This is a genomic window from Bradyrhizobium sp. WSM3983, from assembly GCF_000473045.1.
Taxonomy (GTDB): Bacteria; Pseudomonadota; Alphaproteobacteria; order Rhizobiales; family Xanthobacteraceae; genus Bradyrhizobium.
In genome coordinates this window covers 15625-31989 of sequence record NZ_AXAY01000017.1, presented here as the reverse complement: position 1 = coordinate 31989, position 16365 = coordinate 15625, and the positions used below count along the sequence as shown (strand labels likewise).

At 58.1% G+C, this 16365-nt stretch carries 14 protein-coding genes and 2 pseudogenes; 8 read left to right on the top strand and 8 right to left on the bottom strand.

Annotation, left to right across the window (positions count from 1 at the left end; translation table 11 throughout):
- Positions 1-30 precede the first annotated feature (30 nt).
- The 7 genes and pseudogenes from YUA_RS0123695 to YUA_RS0123665 all read right to left on the bottom strand — a co-directional run bounded on the left by YUA_RS0123695 (position 31) and on the right by YUA_RS0123665 (position 7925).
- Positions 31-1263, bottom strand: a complete 1233-nt coding sequence (locus YUA_RS0123695; protein WP_035971729.1) for an extracellular solute-binding protein — start codon at positions 1261-1263, stop codon at positions 31-33.
- Positions 1264-1368: 105 nt separating this feature from the next.
- Positions 1369-1801, bottom strand: a pseudogene (tnpA, locus tag YUA_RS44825) (IS200/IS605 family transposase).
- A 189-nt stretch (positions 1802-1990) separates the two neighbouring features.
- Positions 1991-3832: a tannase/feruloyl esterase family alpha/beta hydrolase gene (locus YUA_RS44820; RefSeq protein WP_084292814.1), complete on the bottom strand. Its 1842-nt coding sequence runs from the start codon at positions 3830-3832 to the stop codon at positions 1991-1993.
- 69 nt (positions 3833-3901) lie between these two features.
- Positions 3902-4288 (bottom strand): energy transducer TonB, encoded by a 387-nt coding sequence (locus YUA_RS50135; protein ID WP_156947206.1) that lies wholly within the window; start codon positions 4286-4288, stop codon positions 3902-3904.
- A gap of 367 nt (positions 4289-4655) precedes the next feature.
- The gene (locus tag YUA_RS0123675) at positions 4656-5051 is read right to left on the bottom strand and encodes a biopolymer transporter ExbD (RefSeq protein ID WP_027532935.1); all 396 of its coding nucleotides are present in this window, start codon (positions 5049-5051) and stop codon (positions 4656-4658) included.
- Positions 5052-5054: 3 nt separating this feature from the next.
- Positions 5055-5738, bottom strand: a complete 684-nt coding sequence (locus tag YUA_RS44810) for a MotA/TolQ/ExbB proton channel family protein (RefSeq protein ID WP_035971777.1) — start codon at positions 5736-5738, stop codon at positions 5055-5057.
- Positions 5739-5765: 27 nt separating this feature from the next.
- Positions 5766-7925, bottom strand: coding sequence for a TonB-dependent receptor (locus YUA_RS0123665; protein ID WP_084292812.1), 2160 nt, complete (start codon positions 7923-7925; stop codon positions 5766-5768).
- A 303-nt stretch (positions 7926-8228) separates the two neighbouring features.
- On the opposite strand from YUA_RS0123665, the gene YUA_RS51845 reads away from it, so the two are divergent.
- The 8 genes from YUA_RS51845 to YUA_RS0123630 all read left to right on the top strand — a co-directional run bounded on the left by YUA_RS51845 (position 8229) and on the right by YUA_RS0123630 (position 15308).
- Positions 8229-8561: an aminotransferase class I/II-fold pyridoxal phosphate-dependent enzyme gene (locus YUA_RS51845; RefSeq protein WP_027532933.1), complete on the top strand. Its 333-nt coding sequence runs from the start codon at positions 8229-8231 to the stop codon at positions 8559-8561.
- Positions 8515-8937 carry an aminotransferase class I/II-fold pyridoxal phosphate-dependent enzyme gene (locus tag YUA_RS52680; RefSeq protein ID WP_027532932.1) on the top strand — a complete coding sequence of 141 codons (423 nt, stop codon included), beginning with the start codon at positions 8515-8517 and terminating at the stop codon, positions 8935-8937. The genes YUA_RS51845 and YUA_RS52680 overlap by 47 nt, the downstream gene beginning before the upstream one ends.
- A complete protein-coding gene (locus tag YUA_RS51170) occupies positions 8925-9182 on the top strand; it encodes a hypothetical protein (protein WP_027532931.1) in 258 nt (85 codons plus the stop codon). The genes YUA_RS52680 and YUA_RS51170 overlap by 13 nt, the downstream gene beginning before the upstream one ends.
- Before the next feature lie 378 nt (positions 9183-9560).
- Positions 9561-10040: a LysR family transcriptional regulator gene (locus YUA_RS51835; protein WP_084292811.1), complete on the top strand. Its 480-nt coding sequence runs from the start codon at positions 9561-9563 to the stop codon at positions 10038-10040.
- A 42-nt stretch (positions 10041-10082) separates the two neighbouring features.
- Positions 10083-11945, top strand: a complete 1863-nt coding sequence (locus tag YUA_RS0123645; RefSeq protein WP_027532930.1) for a hypothetical protein — start codon at positions 10083-10085, stop codon at positions 11943-11945.
- Between the two features lie 820 nt (positions 11946-12765).
- Positions 12766-12888: a hypothetical protein gene (locus YUA_RS52355; protein WP_256375381.1), complete on the top strand. Its 123-nt coding sequence runs from the start codon at positions 12766-12768 to the stop codon at positions 12886-12888.
- 744 nt (positions 12889-13632) lie between these two features.
- Positions 13633-14619: a UbiA family prenyltransferase gene (locus YUA_RS0123635; protein WP_035971726.1), complete on the top strand. Its 987-nt coding sequence runs from the start codon at positions 13633-13635 to the stop codon at positions 14617-14619.
- Entirely contained in the window at positions 14616-15308 is a 693-nt protein-coding gene (locus YUA_RS0123630) for an HAD family hydrolase (protein ID WP_027532928.1), read from the top strand. Before YUA_RS0123635 ends, YUA_RS0123630 begins: the two co-directional genes overlap by 4 nt.
- A gap of 193 nt (positions 15309-15501) precedes the next feature.
- Here the strand turns inward: YUA_RS0123630 and YUA_RS51825 are convergent.
- Positions 15502-16143 (bottom strand): annotated as a pseudogene (locus YUA_RS51825) (transposase); the annotation flags it as partial.
- Between the last annotated feature and the right edge of the window lie 222 nt (positions 16144-16365).

Genomic DNA, 16365 nt, shown 5'->3' with positions numbered 1-16365 from the left:
CCTTCGTTGCCTTGCAGCCGTTCGGTTCGCTTATTTCAGCAACGCGCGCGTATCTTTGGCCATGTCTTTAAGGGCGACGCTCGGGGCCAGTGCGCCCGTATAGACCTTCTGCATGTAATTCATAATGGTAGCGTGAATCTTTAGCCCATTAGGACCAGGAAAACGGGGCCAAGAGCCGGCACTCTTAAAACTTTGGGCAGCGACAGCTAGTCCAGAGTTCTCAGAAGAGAACGTGCCAAGCTTATCTAGTGATTGGATCGCAATCTGATTGAAGGGTAGAAATCCAGTTAGTTTGCCGATGAGAGTTTGTCCATCAGGCGACGATCCGTATTTCAGGTACTCCCAAGCCCGATCGGCCTTCTTTTCATTGGAGGTCAATAGAATGCCCGCCATACCCGAAGTTGGCACTCTACCGTTGGGTACGACTGGAAAAGGAATAACTCCTATCGCAAAATTCCTGGCCGCCGCTTTGACGTAGTTAGGAAGGCCGCTTGATGAATCGACCAGAATGCCCAAGGTGCCTGCCGTGAAAGCCTGACGTGCCTGCGCCTTTGTCATATCCGAATAATGGCGAGCGGCACCGATATCGGCCAAAACCTGGAGCGCTTTCAGGCCTTCTGATGAGTCAAAAGCGACGTCCTTACCGTCGCTGGTCAAAATCTTTCCGCCCTCACTCTGGACAAGCGTCATGAAGCTCCAACTCGACGAAGCATCATAGTTGAACGCGATTCCACCGCCCGTGGCGTCGATCTTCTTGGCAAGCTCCAGGATATCGGGCCACGCCTTTGGCAGGTGATCGGGTTCTCCGCCTGCTTTGGCGACCAGTTTGTTATTGAACATCACGACCATGAAGGACGCACCGAACGGAACCCCATAGATCTTGCCGCCGCATTTCGTAACTTCAAGCGCGCTCTTGGGCATGCCGAGTGAAGCCCATTCGAGATCGTTGGCTATGCGGTCATCAAGCGGCTTCGCAATGTCCCTCTCCGCGAGGATGCAAACGTCGGAAATACCGAAATACCCGGCATCCGGATCTTGGCCGATGAGGGACTGCCTTAGTGTAACCGCCATTGCGTCGGTGTACTCAAGAGCAGGCTCTAAGCTCAGGGTAGTTCCAGGATGCGTCAGCTGGAAGTGTTTTTTGAACTTGTTATGGATGGGTGCCATTAGATTAGATCCAGCATAGAGCAAGTTGAGGTCTGCTCCCGAGGCTGACCCAACGCTTAAAGCGATGGCGATGGTCATGAGTGCGATGCGTTTCATTTTTCCTCGCAGTTAGGTGTCGTGAAAGGAAGCGCGAAGTAACTATCCCCCGGGCAAAGACGGGGGCTTTAGGAATTGGGCCGCTCAAAGCCGGCCGTGGGGACGCTAATGCGTCCCCGATTTTGTTGGCCGCCTGAAGGCGGCCTTAGACCACATATTGAGTTGATCGAGGCGAGCATCTTCGTTCTTCGGCTTCCTCATGTATTTTCTGATCACCGCCTCGTCTCGACTGACGGTCGACGCGAAGTATCCGCGAGCCCAGAAGTGTTGCCCTATGAAGTTGCGCTTCCGCTCCGCGTAGAGACGATCCAGGTGGATGGCTGATCTTCCCTTGATGTACCCGATCACTTGCGTAGCCGCGTATTTCCGCGGGATCGATATCATCATGTGAACATGGTCGGGCATCAGATGCCTGCGAAAGACCTCCCCGAGATGCTGCCTCAACTCGGCTACAACGTCTTTCTGCGGCGCTTGGGAATGAGCACCACAGGGTATTTGCAATCCCACTTGCTGTGGCTAGGCTCGCGAAATCGTCCATCATGAAACTCCTTCTCGAATGCGTGGCGGCTCACGCCCTGAGTTTCATCGATGGGCGGCTGCCTTCAAACTCCTGCTGCCTCCGCGGCAGAGCCGGGGCTTCCTTTGTAGGCTAGAGTGGGTTTGGCGGCTGACGACTACGCCGGTTCGGTGTCCGTGGGCACCTGGGCCTGGACTCGAAGCAATCGGCCTACCTGCACTTGTAGCTTTGCGCCTTGAAGATATCGCCGCTGACATAGGTTGCCACGGTGGGATAGGCGCAGACCGGCAGGCTCATTGCTGGCCCCTTGGGTCGCGGGAAAATCTTGTACACCGAACTCTCGCTGTCGAGCCCTGGCGATGTGAAGACCATGCTGTCCGGCGAAATGCCTTTCTCCACCCAATCTACCAAAGCCCCGTACAAGCGCCCATTTTCCGGCACCGGCGGATTGGCGTCGGCGTTCGCTGAGCCGCTGAAATAACCGTGAGCCAGCCCCGGTAGCACGTACATCTTGTAATAGGCCTGGACCGATGCCGGACCGCCCATTTTGGCCATGACCCGGTCATAGTATTCGGTATGCCCTTGCACCCAGGCGCTAGAGTCATGCATACCCGTCACCTGCAAGAATTTGGTGCCAGAGAGCTTGAGCCGTGTCAGGTCTTCATGCTCGCTCGGTTCGCTCTGCGTTACGGCCTGCATCGCCCTGAAGGCTTCGAACGCCCCCGCGAGTTCCGCATAGGTCATATTTTTCCAGCCGTCCTCGCCCTTACCGGTCGCGTTCCTGAAATCCGACGTTCCGAGTTTGGGGTCGCCAAGAGCCAAGGCGATCAGGTCGCCTCCCGGGCCTTTTTGTTCAGGCCATGTCAAATCATTCTCAAGTGAACGAATATAGCCACCGCGCGGATATCCGTACCAGATCCGCGCACCCGTTCTCGCCGCGTCCCAGCCATTATCGACGGCCGGATCTGGCACGCTGCCGTCGATAGTCAGGCCATACCAAATCTTGTTCATGGCCAAGGCCTGCCTGGGGGTTAGGCATGCTTGTGTGTCGTTCGTCCCACCATCCGACAAGCACAGGGTAGCGACATCCCTCGTCGGATCAAAACGGCATGGACGGTTATCGAGGATGAATCCGAGATGCTTTCCTCCGACCGTGTCACAAGCCGCAACAGCCCTGGCCGACACCGCCTCAAGCTGCTCTCTCGACAGGCTCTTTCCATCAAGATCGCGCAGGACCACGAGTGCGGGATACAGCTGCCCGATAGTCCCGGCCCAGCTGACGGCCGCCCTCACGGATAGAATACCGTCATATTGTTCGGGCAGGTTCTGCGCGATATGAAGCGCCTGCCTACCGCCGCCCGAACCGCCCTCAAAATAAGAATATCGCGGTGATGCGCCGTAGTAGGCCGCCGCTAATGCCTTGGTCTTGATTGCCTGCTCGTAAAGGCTGCGATAGACCCAGTCCCGCCAGCCCGCAACGTTGACGGTCCGATCGGGGTTCATTGCGAACGAAGCGCCGACGCTCTGCTGGCCGCTGTCGGTCGTCGACGTCACGGCACCTTCCTCGGCCGCCAGCCGCGCCGCCGGGAGGTTGCCGTTACCGCCGCTCATTTTATCGAGCACCGCCTCGTTGGTGCCGTTGTCCCAGCCTCCACCACCTAGGACGTGTACCCGGTGGTTCCAAGCATTCCTCTCAGGTAGCCATACCTCAATCCCGATGCCGCGAGAAGTCGACGGAGCCTCGGCGGGACCGGGAACGCCAGGCTCAACCAGAAGCTTGACCCAACAAAGGTCCGCGGCGAATCTCGCTGGACGGCTCGGGAAATTCCGCTGCTCCTTCGTGGGATTGGGATAGGGATCGCCCTTCTTGACCTCCTTTACGAACAGAACGGTTGTATTGGCGTCGGGCTTAAACGCAGTCTTCATCATGTCGTCGCATGCCAATGTCGATGTAGCCGCCGACACGACCCTGGGCGAAACGCAAGCGAGAGCGATCGCAATCGAAAGGATGCTGACTGGTCCAAAATAGCCGGCCCTTGTCACGTGTTTCATTTTCTCATTCCAGAATCAGAACTTCTAGCCGATCGTGCCGCGGACGGAGTGGGGAGGATTGCTTCGCCATCACGTGCCTCCTTTGAACTCAACGAAGATGCTGAGATGAAGGGTTCGGTGGCTCAGCTCCGGCGGCGGGGACGGATAACGCGCGCTCCTGACGGTGGCGAGTGCCGCTTGATCGAGAACCGGAGAGCCGCTTGATTGAGACAAGCTGACCGCCGATACGCGTCCGTCCAGAAAATCGAACGTCACGCGCGCACGACCATGCTGGCCCGAGGCACGTGCAGATGCCGGATAGATCAGCGCGCTTTCTACCGCCCGCCGCATTTGGCCTTGAAAGCTCGACATCGCGCCAGCGCTCGGCGCCGCGCTAGCTGCCGCTTGTTGCTGCGCGGGACGCGGGGCCGGTTTTTTGTTGACCTGCTGCGGCGGCTTTGCCGGCTTCGGGCGCACGGCCGCCGCCTCCGTCTTCGGAGGCACCGGAGTGGGTTCTGGTGGAGCAATCTCTGCCGGCGGTGGAGGGACCTCCGGGGGCGGTGGAGTAACCTGAGGCTCTTCGGGTACCGGGGGAGTTTCCGCGACCATAGGAGGCGGATCTGCCGGTGCATCGGGCGCCGCAGGTGGAGCGGCCACCAGCGAGATCTGCATGGTCGGTGCCGACGCCTCTTGCCGTGTCGGGCGCTGGGTCAGCCAGCCCACGATGGCAAGAACACAGAGGCCCTCCAGCAATAGCGCAGCGGCAAACGAAACGGGCAGTGCGGAGCGCTCCTGCGGTGGGCTGAATTGGTCGGCTGTTGCAATGGTCACAACGATGGCACCCCTACTTTGCGTCCTTCGCGGCGAGGCCTACCTGGACAATGCCGGCTTTGCGGCACGCATCCATCACAGCGAGAAGATTCTGCAGCGTTGCGGTGCCAGCTCCGGCAATGGTAACGGCGGCGTGCTCTCGGTCCGGCTCGGCGGCCAATTTGGCCGTCAGATCGTCGATGGTCAGTTTTTGACCATCCGTTTCGATAGCGCCGTCAGCAAACATTGTAACGACGATCTTTGGATGGGGTAGATCCTGCGCGGTGCTGCTTTGCGGAAGCTGCGAGGCGATACCGGTCGCCGGGATCATTCGCAGCGTGATCATGATGAAGAACACCAGCAAGAAAAGCATGATGTCGATCATCGGGATGATTTCTATGCGGCCCTTCCGCACCTCCAAATATCGCATCGGTCAGGTTCCCGTATTCGCAACGGGGTGGATAGCGTGACCGTAGGCACGCTTTTCCCCTGAAGCTGCCCGAGGCGCATCGAGGCGGTTGACCATGGAAATCTTCAAGATTTCAAGTTGATGCACGATAAGCCGTGTCCAGTTGTTGAGACTGTTGAAGCAAACCAGACCAGCAATGGCGATGAGTAGACCGCATGCGGTCGCAATCAGAGCCTGGCCGACGCCGCCAGTGATCTCTGTCGCTGCGTTACCGGCGTCGCCAAGGACTGCGAACGCCTTGATCATGCCAGCGATGGTGCCGAGCAGGCCGAGCAACGGCGCCAGTGTCACGATGGTGTCGAGCATCCACAACCGGCTATCCAGCTTGGGGACCTGCCATAAGATCGCCTCCTCCAACAACTCGGACAATCGATGCGGGTCCTTGAGCTCGGAATGCTGCAGCGGCACTTCCAGCAAGGCGCGGTGTGGCAGCCGCGGCGATTTTTCGACGAGGTCTGCAAGCGTCTTCCGGTCGAGGTGCATGAATTGCGCGACGGTGCTGGTGACCCGCTTTCCGCGCCGGATGGTCCGGCCGAGATACCAGAAGCGATCGATAATCACGGTGAGCGCGATTAGCAGCAGGACGGCCATGACATAAAGAATGCCGTCGGATTGCGCCGCGAGCTCGGTGAGATGGTCCAGAGTCATGTTCATTCCTTCGGTGTTGACTTGCTGTCAGAACTGCACAGTCAGGCTGCTATAGATGTTCCGACCGATCTGCGTGAAGAACAGCGGCGTTCCCGACCCGCCGGAATAGCCGGCGAAATCTGCAATTGCACGACTGTCGAGGATGTTGCTGATCCCAAACTTCGCAGTCACCGCCACCAGATTGGGCAACGGGTTTTTGACTTTGTAAGTGATGGCCATGTCAAGCTGATTGAACGGTGACAGCGGTTGCTTTTGCCCGACGTCGCCGAACCGGGAACCTACCCATTTGTCCGTCAGCGAGGCGTACCAGTTGCCCTCTTGGTAGATCAGGCCGGCTGCAAGCGTCGCGTTCGGCGCCTCCGCAATCCATTGCCCAGTCTGGGTGCTTTTGGCACTGTTAAGGCTGCCATTGCCGAAAATGCTGAAGCCATTACCGACGTGAACCGTTCCTTCGATTTCGATACCCTTGTAGATTGCCCCGCCGGCGTTGAAGTAGTTCGCAAGGCCGCCGATTGTCCGCGATCCAATCATGTTCTGGAAGTCGATGTAATAGACGTCGCCGGCGAGGGTGAAATCCTTACTCTGATAGCTTGTGCCAGCCTGATAGTTCCAGGTGGTTTGAGGTTGGATATTGGAGCCGTTGGGCACAATCTGGGGTGGGGTCAAAAAGCCTTCCGCGGCCTGGGCATAGACCGACCAGTTGGACGAAAGCTTGTAGTTCGCGGCAAGCGAGGGCAGAACCTTCGCCCAAGTCAGCGCGTAATCCAGCGGCTTGCCCGTGTTAGGGTCGATGAGCGAATTGTAGCTGCGCGTGACATACGCATATTTCGCGCCGGTCGTAATCGTCAGGTCGGGCAGCGCTTTCCAGTCTGCTTCGACGTACGGTTGAACAGTATCCAGCGTGACGCCCTGAGTGTACTTGGTGGAGATGTATTTCTCCGCCAACGTCATGTCGAGGTTAAAGCCGGCTCGATGACCCGGCAAGTGGTCGGCCCATGTCCCCACCTTCACAGCGCCGTCAGGCAGATCTTTCGTGAGCGCGATGACATCGCCATAGGAGCGGTAGCTTCCAGGAGCTGCCTGGCCCGGCACGTTGGTGGCACCGAAGATCGTGCCGTTCCTGGTGTTGCCACTCACATCGAGTCCCGCATCTTGCCGTGGGGTGTCAAAACCGGATGTGTACAGCTTGTTCTCGAGATGCCAACCGTCGCCATAGTCGGACTTCAGGCCGAGGTATTCGAAGTCAGTTTTCCAACTTTCGCGGTTGTAACCCGCGTATCCTTGGCTGTTGGGAGAGGAGGATAATCCATAATTCGGGCCGTAGGCCGCGATCTGAGCGAGCGACGCGCCCTGAAAAAGGTTTCGCACCGCATTATTGGAGATCGATACGAAGGTGAGCGTGGTGTTGTCGCTGAGTGGCTGCTGAAGCTTCAGCGCCACGCTTTCCCGTTCACTGGCTACTTTGGTGGAATAGCCGTCGCTTTTCGTATACTGCGTGTCAACAAAGAACGAGGCGCCATTGGCGCCCTTGATCAGGCCAGAATCAAATTGGAGGCCGTGGAGCTGGGTGTTGAAGCTGCCGTAGCTCGTTGTCGCCGTGGTGGCCCAGGTCGGCATTGGCGACTTGGTTTGGAGCGCCACAGTACCGCCGAACGTCGCATCGCCGACGGTCGACGCCGTACCCGGGCCACGGTCGACTGTGACCTGCCCGAGATCGTTCGTCATGATTATAAGGCCACTGTGCTGGCTGAGATTGAAGCTTCGAAGCGGAATTCCATCGAGCGTGACGTTGAATTGGCCGTTCTGGAAACCGCGGATCGATATCTTGGCGTCGGTTGAGCCGCTCGGCTGGACCATCACGCTAGGCGCAACGCTGATGATCTTATCGAAGTTCGCCGTCTGCGGAATGTTGTTCTCAATATAATGCTTGTCAATGACGGAGGTCGGCTGCGTCACCGTCAGGGGCGTTGTCGTCGGCGCTTGATAGACGGCAGAATTGACATCTCCGGCATTGTCTGACGTCTGGACAGTCCCGAGATCAGTCGTCTGGGCATGGGCATCCGTCGCTCCTGCTACCGGCGGAACGCTCGCAGCCAGCCAAAGTGCGGCGTCGATAAAGCGGCGCTTGATCCGCCGCCGGTCTGCAGTATTCGAAACTCGCATCTGACGCCCCTTCTGTCTTCCCATTGGACTGCCTCGCGCTTATCGCCCCGGCGTCTCGTTGGCTCGTCCTCTTGGCTCCGTATTTGAACAGTCAGATGACGCTCATCGAATAATTGGATGCGTACTTGCGCAGATGCGATGATCTGTTTCGCTTTCTTATCGCGGCGCGTACCTTGGTGGAGATTACTCGCGAATTGGACGTGGGCGGTTAGCAAAGGCCCTCCGTTACCTGAGTCTGATCCGCCCTCGTCTCGCGACCTGAAAACTTATCTCGTCTCAAAGTTCACCGAGCGCCCCGGCGAACAGCCAAATTGGCCGACCTGCACGATGAGTCAGGGTGAACCGGATTTCAAAACACCGTCCGCGGTCTGCGAAGCCGGCATCCGGGCGATTCTCTACGGGCCGACGAAATACACGGCCGTCGCCGGGATCAGGCCGCTGCGCGAAGCGATTCGCGGGAGCTACGACCGCGATCACGGGCTCGATTACAGTATCGATCAGATCACGGTGGGCTGCGGCGCCAAGCAGGTCGTATTCAACGCGCTCTTCGCTAGCGTTGATCCAGGCGACGAAGTCGTAATTTCCGACACCGTGCTGGATCTCCTATCCCGATATGGTGGCGCTCGCCGGCGGCAGGCCGGTTCTCGTCGTCTGCGATGAATTCCACAAGTTCAAGCTGCGCCCGGAGGCGTTGGAGGCGGCGATCACACCGCGGACCAAGTGGCTGATGCTGAACTCGCCGTGCAATCCGGCCAGCACGGTCTACAACCGAGGCAAGTTGCTCGCCCTCGCCGCGGCGCTGCGCTGCGCTGCGCGGAAGATCGAGGCCGCCCTTGCAACAAGACAAGACCCGGATTTTCTCGTGATTGCCCGCACCGAAGCTCTGATCGCAGGCCTCGGCGAAGCGGAAGCCCTGCACTGTGCGCAAGCCTATGTGGAGACTGGCGCCGACATGATCCTGTCCATTCGAAAAAGAAGGAACCCTCGGAGATCGAAAGCTTTTCACAGGCCTGGTCCGGATCGGTGCCGCTGGTGATCGTGCCGAACGCCTACCCGGATCTCAACGCCGAGCGGGTAAAGGCGCTCTGCAATATACGGATGATGATCTACGGCAACTACGCCATCCGTGCTGTTGCAACTGCCATGATGGAGACTTCCGCCGGGTCATTGCGGATGGCGGCGCCCAAAACGTGCACAAGGACATCCTACCTGTTGAGGATATCTTCAGACTTCAAAAGGATGGATGAAGTCAAAGCAGCCGAAAATCGCCTTCTTCGCTGAACGCAACCGTTCTTACCGCGCCCCGTTTTGATCAAAGATAAATTTTACGCGTAGGCGGAGCCTAGGCCCCAGTGGCGGTCTGCAGGCGTAGAATCAGCGGTTCAATCCTCCGCGAAATGGCGTGGTGTGTCGGTTAGAAAGAAGCGCCCACCGCTACCTTGAACCGTTGGGCGCGATCGTACATATCGTACCAACTTAGAGCGCGAAGTCGCGAAAGATCGCTGCTAAGCAGCAATCCGGCATGACATCGAATAATGTGATGAAGATTCATTCCTGGGAATACTCCTCCGTGAAAATGGCGGACATTCTAGGACTCGCCGAGCAAAGAAGATGGCTACCGAGAACGATGAAGTGCTCCTGAATGCGATCTAGGTCTTTGTGACGATCGCGCGAGAAGGAAGCATAACGCGCGCCGCTGACGTATTGGGAATGACGCAGAGCTCGGTCAGCCGCTATCTGGCTGTGCTGCAGAGCGATCTCAGCACGGACCTCGTCGAACGACGCGGTCGGCGGAGCGAATTGACGGAATTCGGAAGACTTTTTGCGAACACAGTAGCCGAGCCGCTAGACACGGTGTGCTTCACCGCCAAACGAATGTGCCGGCGGAACCGTCCGGACTCCAATCGAATCGTGGTCCGTCTTCTTCCAATGGAAATAGGTCGCTTAACTGATACCGGCCTTCAGGCAGATGTCCGTCATCAGAACCCCGTCATGGGAGGCTTCCATCGCTTTCCGCTCCTCCCCGCCGAGGGAATTTGGCAGCGCAAAACTCTAGCTCAGATCACCGAGGTGATGGAATCCACCAATTCTTGGAGGAGATTGCGGGGCTCAGGTCAATTAGAAGCGCCTCGAGGCTGATATTCATTGGAATGGGCCTCGTCTACGAGACAGGAAGGGCCCATGCCAAGAGATAACCACTTTGCCAACGGAATGACGTTGTCAGTTTTGCTGGAGCGGACTTTGCTCCCTCTGTCCGCCGTAACCACAGCGATCCTTTTCGCCTGGCTGCTATACTACAGCAGTTACGGTCTCCGTGTAGGCACCGAAGGTTTCTACCTATACTCCATCGCGAACCCATTCGCCTACGCAATCAATAGTCCGCCGACGCTTTTTGGCTTCGTCTATCACTGGCCATATCAGTGGGCGGGTGGCGACATCGTAGTGCTTCGCATGGCGAACGTCACGCTCAGCATGACGCTGGGCTGGATTCTCAGCTTCCTGATTATCCGGCGCCTCTGGACAGTGGATCGGCCGCATGCGGCGGTGCTATCGGCAGGGATCGCCAGCCTGGCATTAGTCGCCTTTAACCCCTTGATGAAGCTCACGCCCAACTACGACACTCTGACCTTTCACTCGCTCTTGGTGGTGATGATCGGCTTGCTGCTGGCCGATCGGCCAGGACGCATCCGCCAGGTCTTGGGGTGGAGCCTGGTCGGCGTTGGCGGCTGGTGCTGCTTCATGGGCAAGCCGACCACCGCTGCGGCCATTGCCCTCCTCGTTATGCTCTATGTCGTCGTTTTGCGTAGAAAGTCCCTGCTGCCCATGCTTGGCGCGGCGCTGGTCGCTCTCGCTCTACTGATCGTTACCGCCTACTTGATCGACGGCGGCATCACCGGGCTGGTGACCCGTATGGTCAACAGCGCTGAGATGGAAGTCGTGCTGGGTGGCCGGCACGAGGTGTCTTTCATGTTTCGGATCGACTGGCTCGACATCAGTCGCGGGCAACTCGCCATCGCTGTGTTAATGGCGATAGCCTTTCTGCTCAGCATTCTCATGGGGTCTACGCACAAGTTCCTCCCATCGCTGGCTCTCGCTGCGGTGTTGATCGTAACAATAGCGATTGCGCTGCTGGGGACCGATCCGATCAGCATCAACCTCTCGACACTGTTCCTAGTGCCGGCCTTGATATGCCTTGGCGCGATGTTCAATCGTGAGGGTTTGGTTCTGCGCACCCAAGCTCCCACCAGCATCGCTCTAGCGTTAACCTTTTTGGTACTGCCGCACGTGTCCGCGCTAGGCTCCGCTCTCAATTACTGGTCCGCCGGTGCGAAGGAAGCCTTGTTCTGGATGCTCGCGGTCGTTGCCTTCCTGAGTCCTCTTGCGCAACAGGGACGCAGCGTCGCCGCCCTACTGCCCCTGACGGTGTTAGCACAGTTGCTCACTGCATCAGTGATCAATGCTGCCATCCTCAAGCCGTGGGGTCAGGTGAAAGATCTGCGCGCTTATACCGCTGTCACGCCCATGCCCGGTGGTGGAAAATTAGTGCTCTCGCAACCCCTCCACGACTATCTAGCCACGGCCAGAGCCCAGGCGCGTGCGGCCGGCCTTGAAATCGGTACCCCCGTGGTCGATCTCTCCGGCCGCTCGCCGGGCCTGCTGTTTGTGCTCGAAACGCGAGCGCTCGGTTTACCATGGCTGTTCGGGCCATGGGGCAGTAACAGTAGCCCAGCGCACTTCGGTCAACCTTGGCCGCTCGTGCCATCTTCCGGCAGTAACGCAGCCGCGGTGAAAGCGCTCGGACTTGAAAGCTGCGCCGATCTGGCCAAAGCGTGGGTACTGATCGAGCCGGAGGGCCCGCATCGTCTTGACCAAACCATTGTCATGGCCTCCTTTGGAGCCCGCGAGGCGGACTACGTCGCTGCCACTGCGTTCGAAACCGCGATCACTGACTCGGATGATCCGGATGCTTACAGGCAGGCTTTGCTCAAGCCTGTGCGCCCCACCGCGCTGGCGGAGCAATCCTGCAGTGAAGCCAGGCGATAACGGCCGGCTGGCCAGAAATGAAGCCCATCGTGAAAGCTGTAATCCTCGTGGGTGGCTTCGGAACCCGAGCCTCCGAGGAAACCCACCTCCGGCCGACATGACCTGGCACTGAATTTTCATCGAGCGGCGGTTAGAGTCTCAGAGTTCGTGTACGCCAAGTGGCGCGGGTGGAGCAACGGACGATCGGCGAAGCTGGTCGGGGTTGCGTAGCCGGTCGTCCGCTGCGGAGAGGTGGGCGGCATAGGCCCCGGGGGGTTAAGTATTTCAGTGATGAGTGTGGTCGCCGGACATTGTAGTCGGCGATCATCGGCGATCCAGGCAGCGATCTTGGCGCGGGCATCATCGAGATCGAAGAACAGGTTGTCAATCGGCCCTTTGATTGCAGGTTTTTTTGTCAAGCTGCCATTCTTTCTCTCCAGTGGCACGCCGGCAGCGATCGCTCCGTCGGAGCTGGTTAGGATTGCGGAGACGGAGCGATCGCGGATGGCGAGACGATCGCCTAGCGGGATTGGATAAATCCAATGTGGTTGGCGGTTTCAGCGTGACTGGGTTGATGTCGCAGCTGGGGTCATCGTCCTTTCCGAGGTCGCGAGCGCCTCATGATGATGTCCGGATCGGGCGCCTCAACGTTTGCAGCGGAGTGCGGACGAACCGCCACCAGCCGATTGACCGAGGTCGCCACGACCACCGTCCCAGCCGGACATCGCCAGTCCGGCGGACCGGACCAGGAACTTGCAAAATAGGATCAGGCCTCCTTCGCCTGCCCCCAGTCGAACGATGTGCCGTCGACCCAAATGCATTGGGCGAAAAGGATCAGTTGATGTTGTTGGTCGTCGATGTTGCCGGCAAGAAGCGTCTTGAATGGCCGAAACATAGGGCGCGCTTGCAAAGACAATCATCAAAGACGATGTCGACTTTTACGCCCGCCATTGCGCTGCGCTGAGCACAGGCTTCGCTTGCGCGGCGACATAGAGGAGCTCGAGCGCGGCGACCGCAATGACATAAATCTCGCAAAATAGAACCGGCCGTACTATCCGAAGGGGAAAGGTGCTCGCCGATCGCCGCGAGAAGGGTGGTGCAGATCGTGAGCGCCATCCGATCGACGCGTAGCCACTACGCAGGCGCACCTTTCGCGGATGCCGACCACGACAAAAATTAGCACGTAGTTCTGGGGACTTGTCACGCCCGCCGGTGCGTTTTCGCCGCGATCGTCATGTTCGACGCGAGTTACCACTCGCGAAAACGGGCTTGATCTCACTAGGAGGCGCTTCACCACGCCATTGACCAGTTTCAAGCCCAATGTCGCGTTCGCAATAGCTTGGCGGGTTCCAGACATGAGGCGCGTTTGCTTTCGGACCGAACACGCGCCGCACGCCACACCGAGTTGCGACTTGCCGCAAGACGCCCGGCGCGGACAGCCAGCGCATTTGGCCCAGCTCTTGCTCCGAGCGCTATCATGACCATGATCCGCCGCTGGGTTGTCTCAAATTGTTTGCAGCCAATGCGGTCGGGCCAGCTCCGTCAGCAAAATTGCGCGGGTATCAGAACCGATGGCGAGTTCTTTTACTTCGATCTCAGGCCCTTCGATGCGCGGGAAGGACGTGTCACTGAGGTTATTGGCGACGTCTACCCTACTCCCGCTTGGCGGGCAACAAATCACTGAACGGTCCCTGAATAGGCGCCGGTTATGACCTCGCTGCATAACGCCAGCGGTCCCGATCCGACTCCTCCGGCAGGCATCAAGGAATATCTTGCGATCATGCGGCTCGATCACAGCACGAAGCATATCCTCATCGTACCGGGTATTGTCCTTGCGTATCTGCTGCGCGGCATTCCGCATGATCATCCGATCCAGTCCTTTGTGCTCGGCTTCGCCGCTGCTGTCTGCATAGCTTCCGCCAATTATGTAATTAACGAATTTCTTGATCGCGATTTCGACAAGCATCATCCGACGAAGTCGTCGCGCTCGGCGGTTCAGAGCGTGATGAGCGGACATATCGTGGTCGGGGAGTGGCTAGTCCTCATCGCTATCGGCCTGCTCTGCGCGGCGCATTCGAGCACGCTTATGCTAATGATAAGCAGCACTTTTGTTGCACAGGGGATCGTCTATAATGTGCCTCCGCTGCGTACCAAAGACAAAGCCTATCTCGATGTGATCTCCGAATCTGTCAATAATGCCATCCGCCTGCTGATCGGCTGGGCGATCATTGATCCGACGTCACTCCCGCCGGGCTCGATAATTTTGGCTTACTGGCTCGGCGGTGCGTTCCTCATGTCTGCAAAGCGCATGTCGGAATATCAGGAAATCGTCGCTTCCCACGGGGCGGAACTATTGGTGCGCTACCGTGCGAGCTTCGCCCAATATACGAAGGTTTCGTTAACAGCGTCCTGTCTCGTATACTCACTTTCTTCGATTGCGTTTCTATCGGTCTTTTTGGTCGAATGTCGGATTGAGTACATCATCGCTCTGCCGATCGTTGTAATGCTGTTTACGGCGTACTTTTTGCTGTCCACGCGGCCCGGCTCCACGGCACAGAAGCCGGAGAAGCTCTTCCGCGAGCCCGGTTTGATGTTAATCTTGCTCGCGCTGGTCGTGGCGTTCATCTTTGCCAGCTTCGTCAATATACCACTTATTGCGACGCTCGTGGAACAGCATTACATTTCGCTCAAATGACCGACGCGAAGATCAAGTGGGACAGCTTGCGCCTGGTCGCCTTCGACGTCGACGGCACACTTTATAATCGGAGAGCAATGCGGCTGCGAATGCTCGTGGAAATGATCCGTTACGCAATCCTAGCGTGTAACCTGACAACTCCGAACGTATTGCGTATATATCGAGAGCTGCGCGAGAACATGGCCGATCAGAACGTCGAGTGTTTCAATGAGGTCCTCATCTGCCGCACGGCTGAGCGGACGCGAGTTGCTTCGGAGACCATACGCGCGATTATCGCAGAGTGGACGGAACGGCGTCCGCTCGCCCATATTCGAGCCTCTCGCTACGCGCATGTGGTCGAGCTTTTTGCCGCACTGAAGCGGCACGGCAAGACCATTGGGATTTTCTCTGATTATCCAGCGGTTGAAAAACTCAAGGGGATGGATCTGTCGGCTGATTTTATCGTCGCAGCCAGCGACGCGAACGTCGGCATTCTCAAACCGAATCCGCGAGGCCTCAAGGTTCTAATAGAAATGGCAGGCGTTACTCCGTCCGAGACGATACTTATCGGCGACCGAAAAGAAAGGGATGGCGAAGCGGCGCTACGCGCAGGCGCGCAGGCTCTGATCCGATCAAGCAAGCCGCTCGATGGCTGGACTAGTTTTGCGAGTTTCTCGGATCCACTGTTTGCTCCCCTTCTCAGTCCCTGACGGAATCTGGAACGATGTTCGCCCGCAATGTGATCACCGGTGGCACGGCCGCTTCGTCGACTTGCTCAGCTTTCGTGTCCTCCTCTCGATGCCCTGCCGATCCGACTCGCGCCAGTTGCGATGCCGGTTGCCGCAGACTTCAGCGAGCCAGACAAGGAGATTGCTGCAGCTTTCAAATAGAAACCGGCCATGACTGGTCGTGGACGTAGTCCATCCCCAGGTCTCGGTTGACCGTGCGGCCGGCGTCCGGTCATCGCGCGGCTTGGCCTTGACCCGGCGCTTGGGCGTTTTGTTGCGAATTGCTTGCCCAACTCGCCCTAGACACGTCGTGTCTTGTTCTGGCCCTAGCGCTACCACCCTTCGACGAAGGAGGACGCAAACGCGGCGGTAGCCGTAGCGAACGCGCGCATGGCAGACCTCCCTGATCCACTGTTCGAGGGCAACCTGGCCAGAGCGACGAGACTTGTAACGGTAGGTCGACCTGAACTCGAGAGCCGCGCAGGGCCCTACAGATCGAGACCTGCCATTTATTGCCGACCTCGTTGACCAGTTGGCGCTTCCGGCTAGGCCTGATAGCTTTCGGCGGACACGTGCTGCAGTACCTCCTTGTCGAGCTACACGTCAGCCACCAGCTTCTTCAGCTTGCTATCTCCTCCTTGAGCTGCTTCAACCATCGGATCTCTGTCGGCAGCAATCCGCCATACTTTTTCTTCCTGTTGAAATGCGCCGCTTGGCTGATCCCGACTTTGCAGCAGATCTCCGCAACCGGGACCCCATCGTTGCCCTGCTTCAGCATGAAAGCCTTCTGGGCGTCGGAAAATTTTGAGGCCTTTATCGTCCTTCGCTCTTCCCAGCCGAGGGGTTTCGGAAACGAAAACTCTAACCCAAATGGTCCAGTTTGCCGGCCCCCAGATCAATCAGAGCGGGCTGATACAAATAGCCACGGGTTTACGGAAACGCTTGCAGAGGCACGGTTGTTTTCGCTCTATCTTGGCAAACCCATTTAACAACGGCGGTGCCACATCTTCGCGCGCCTACGCAGCTGCCCGGACCGTGG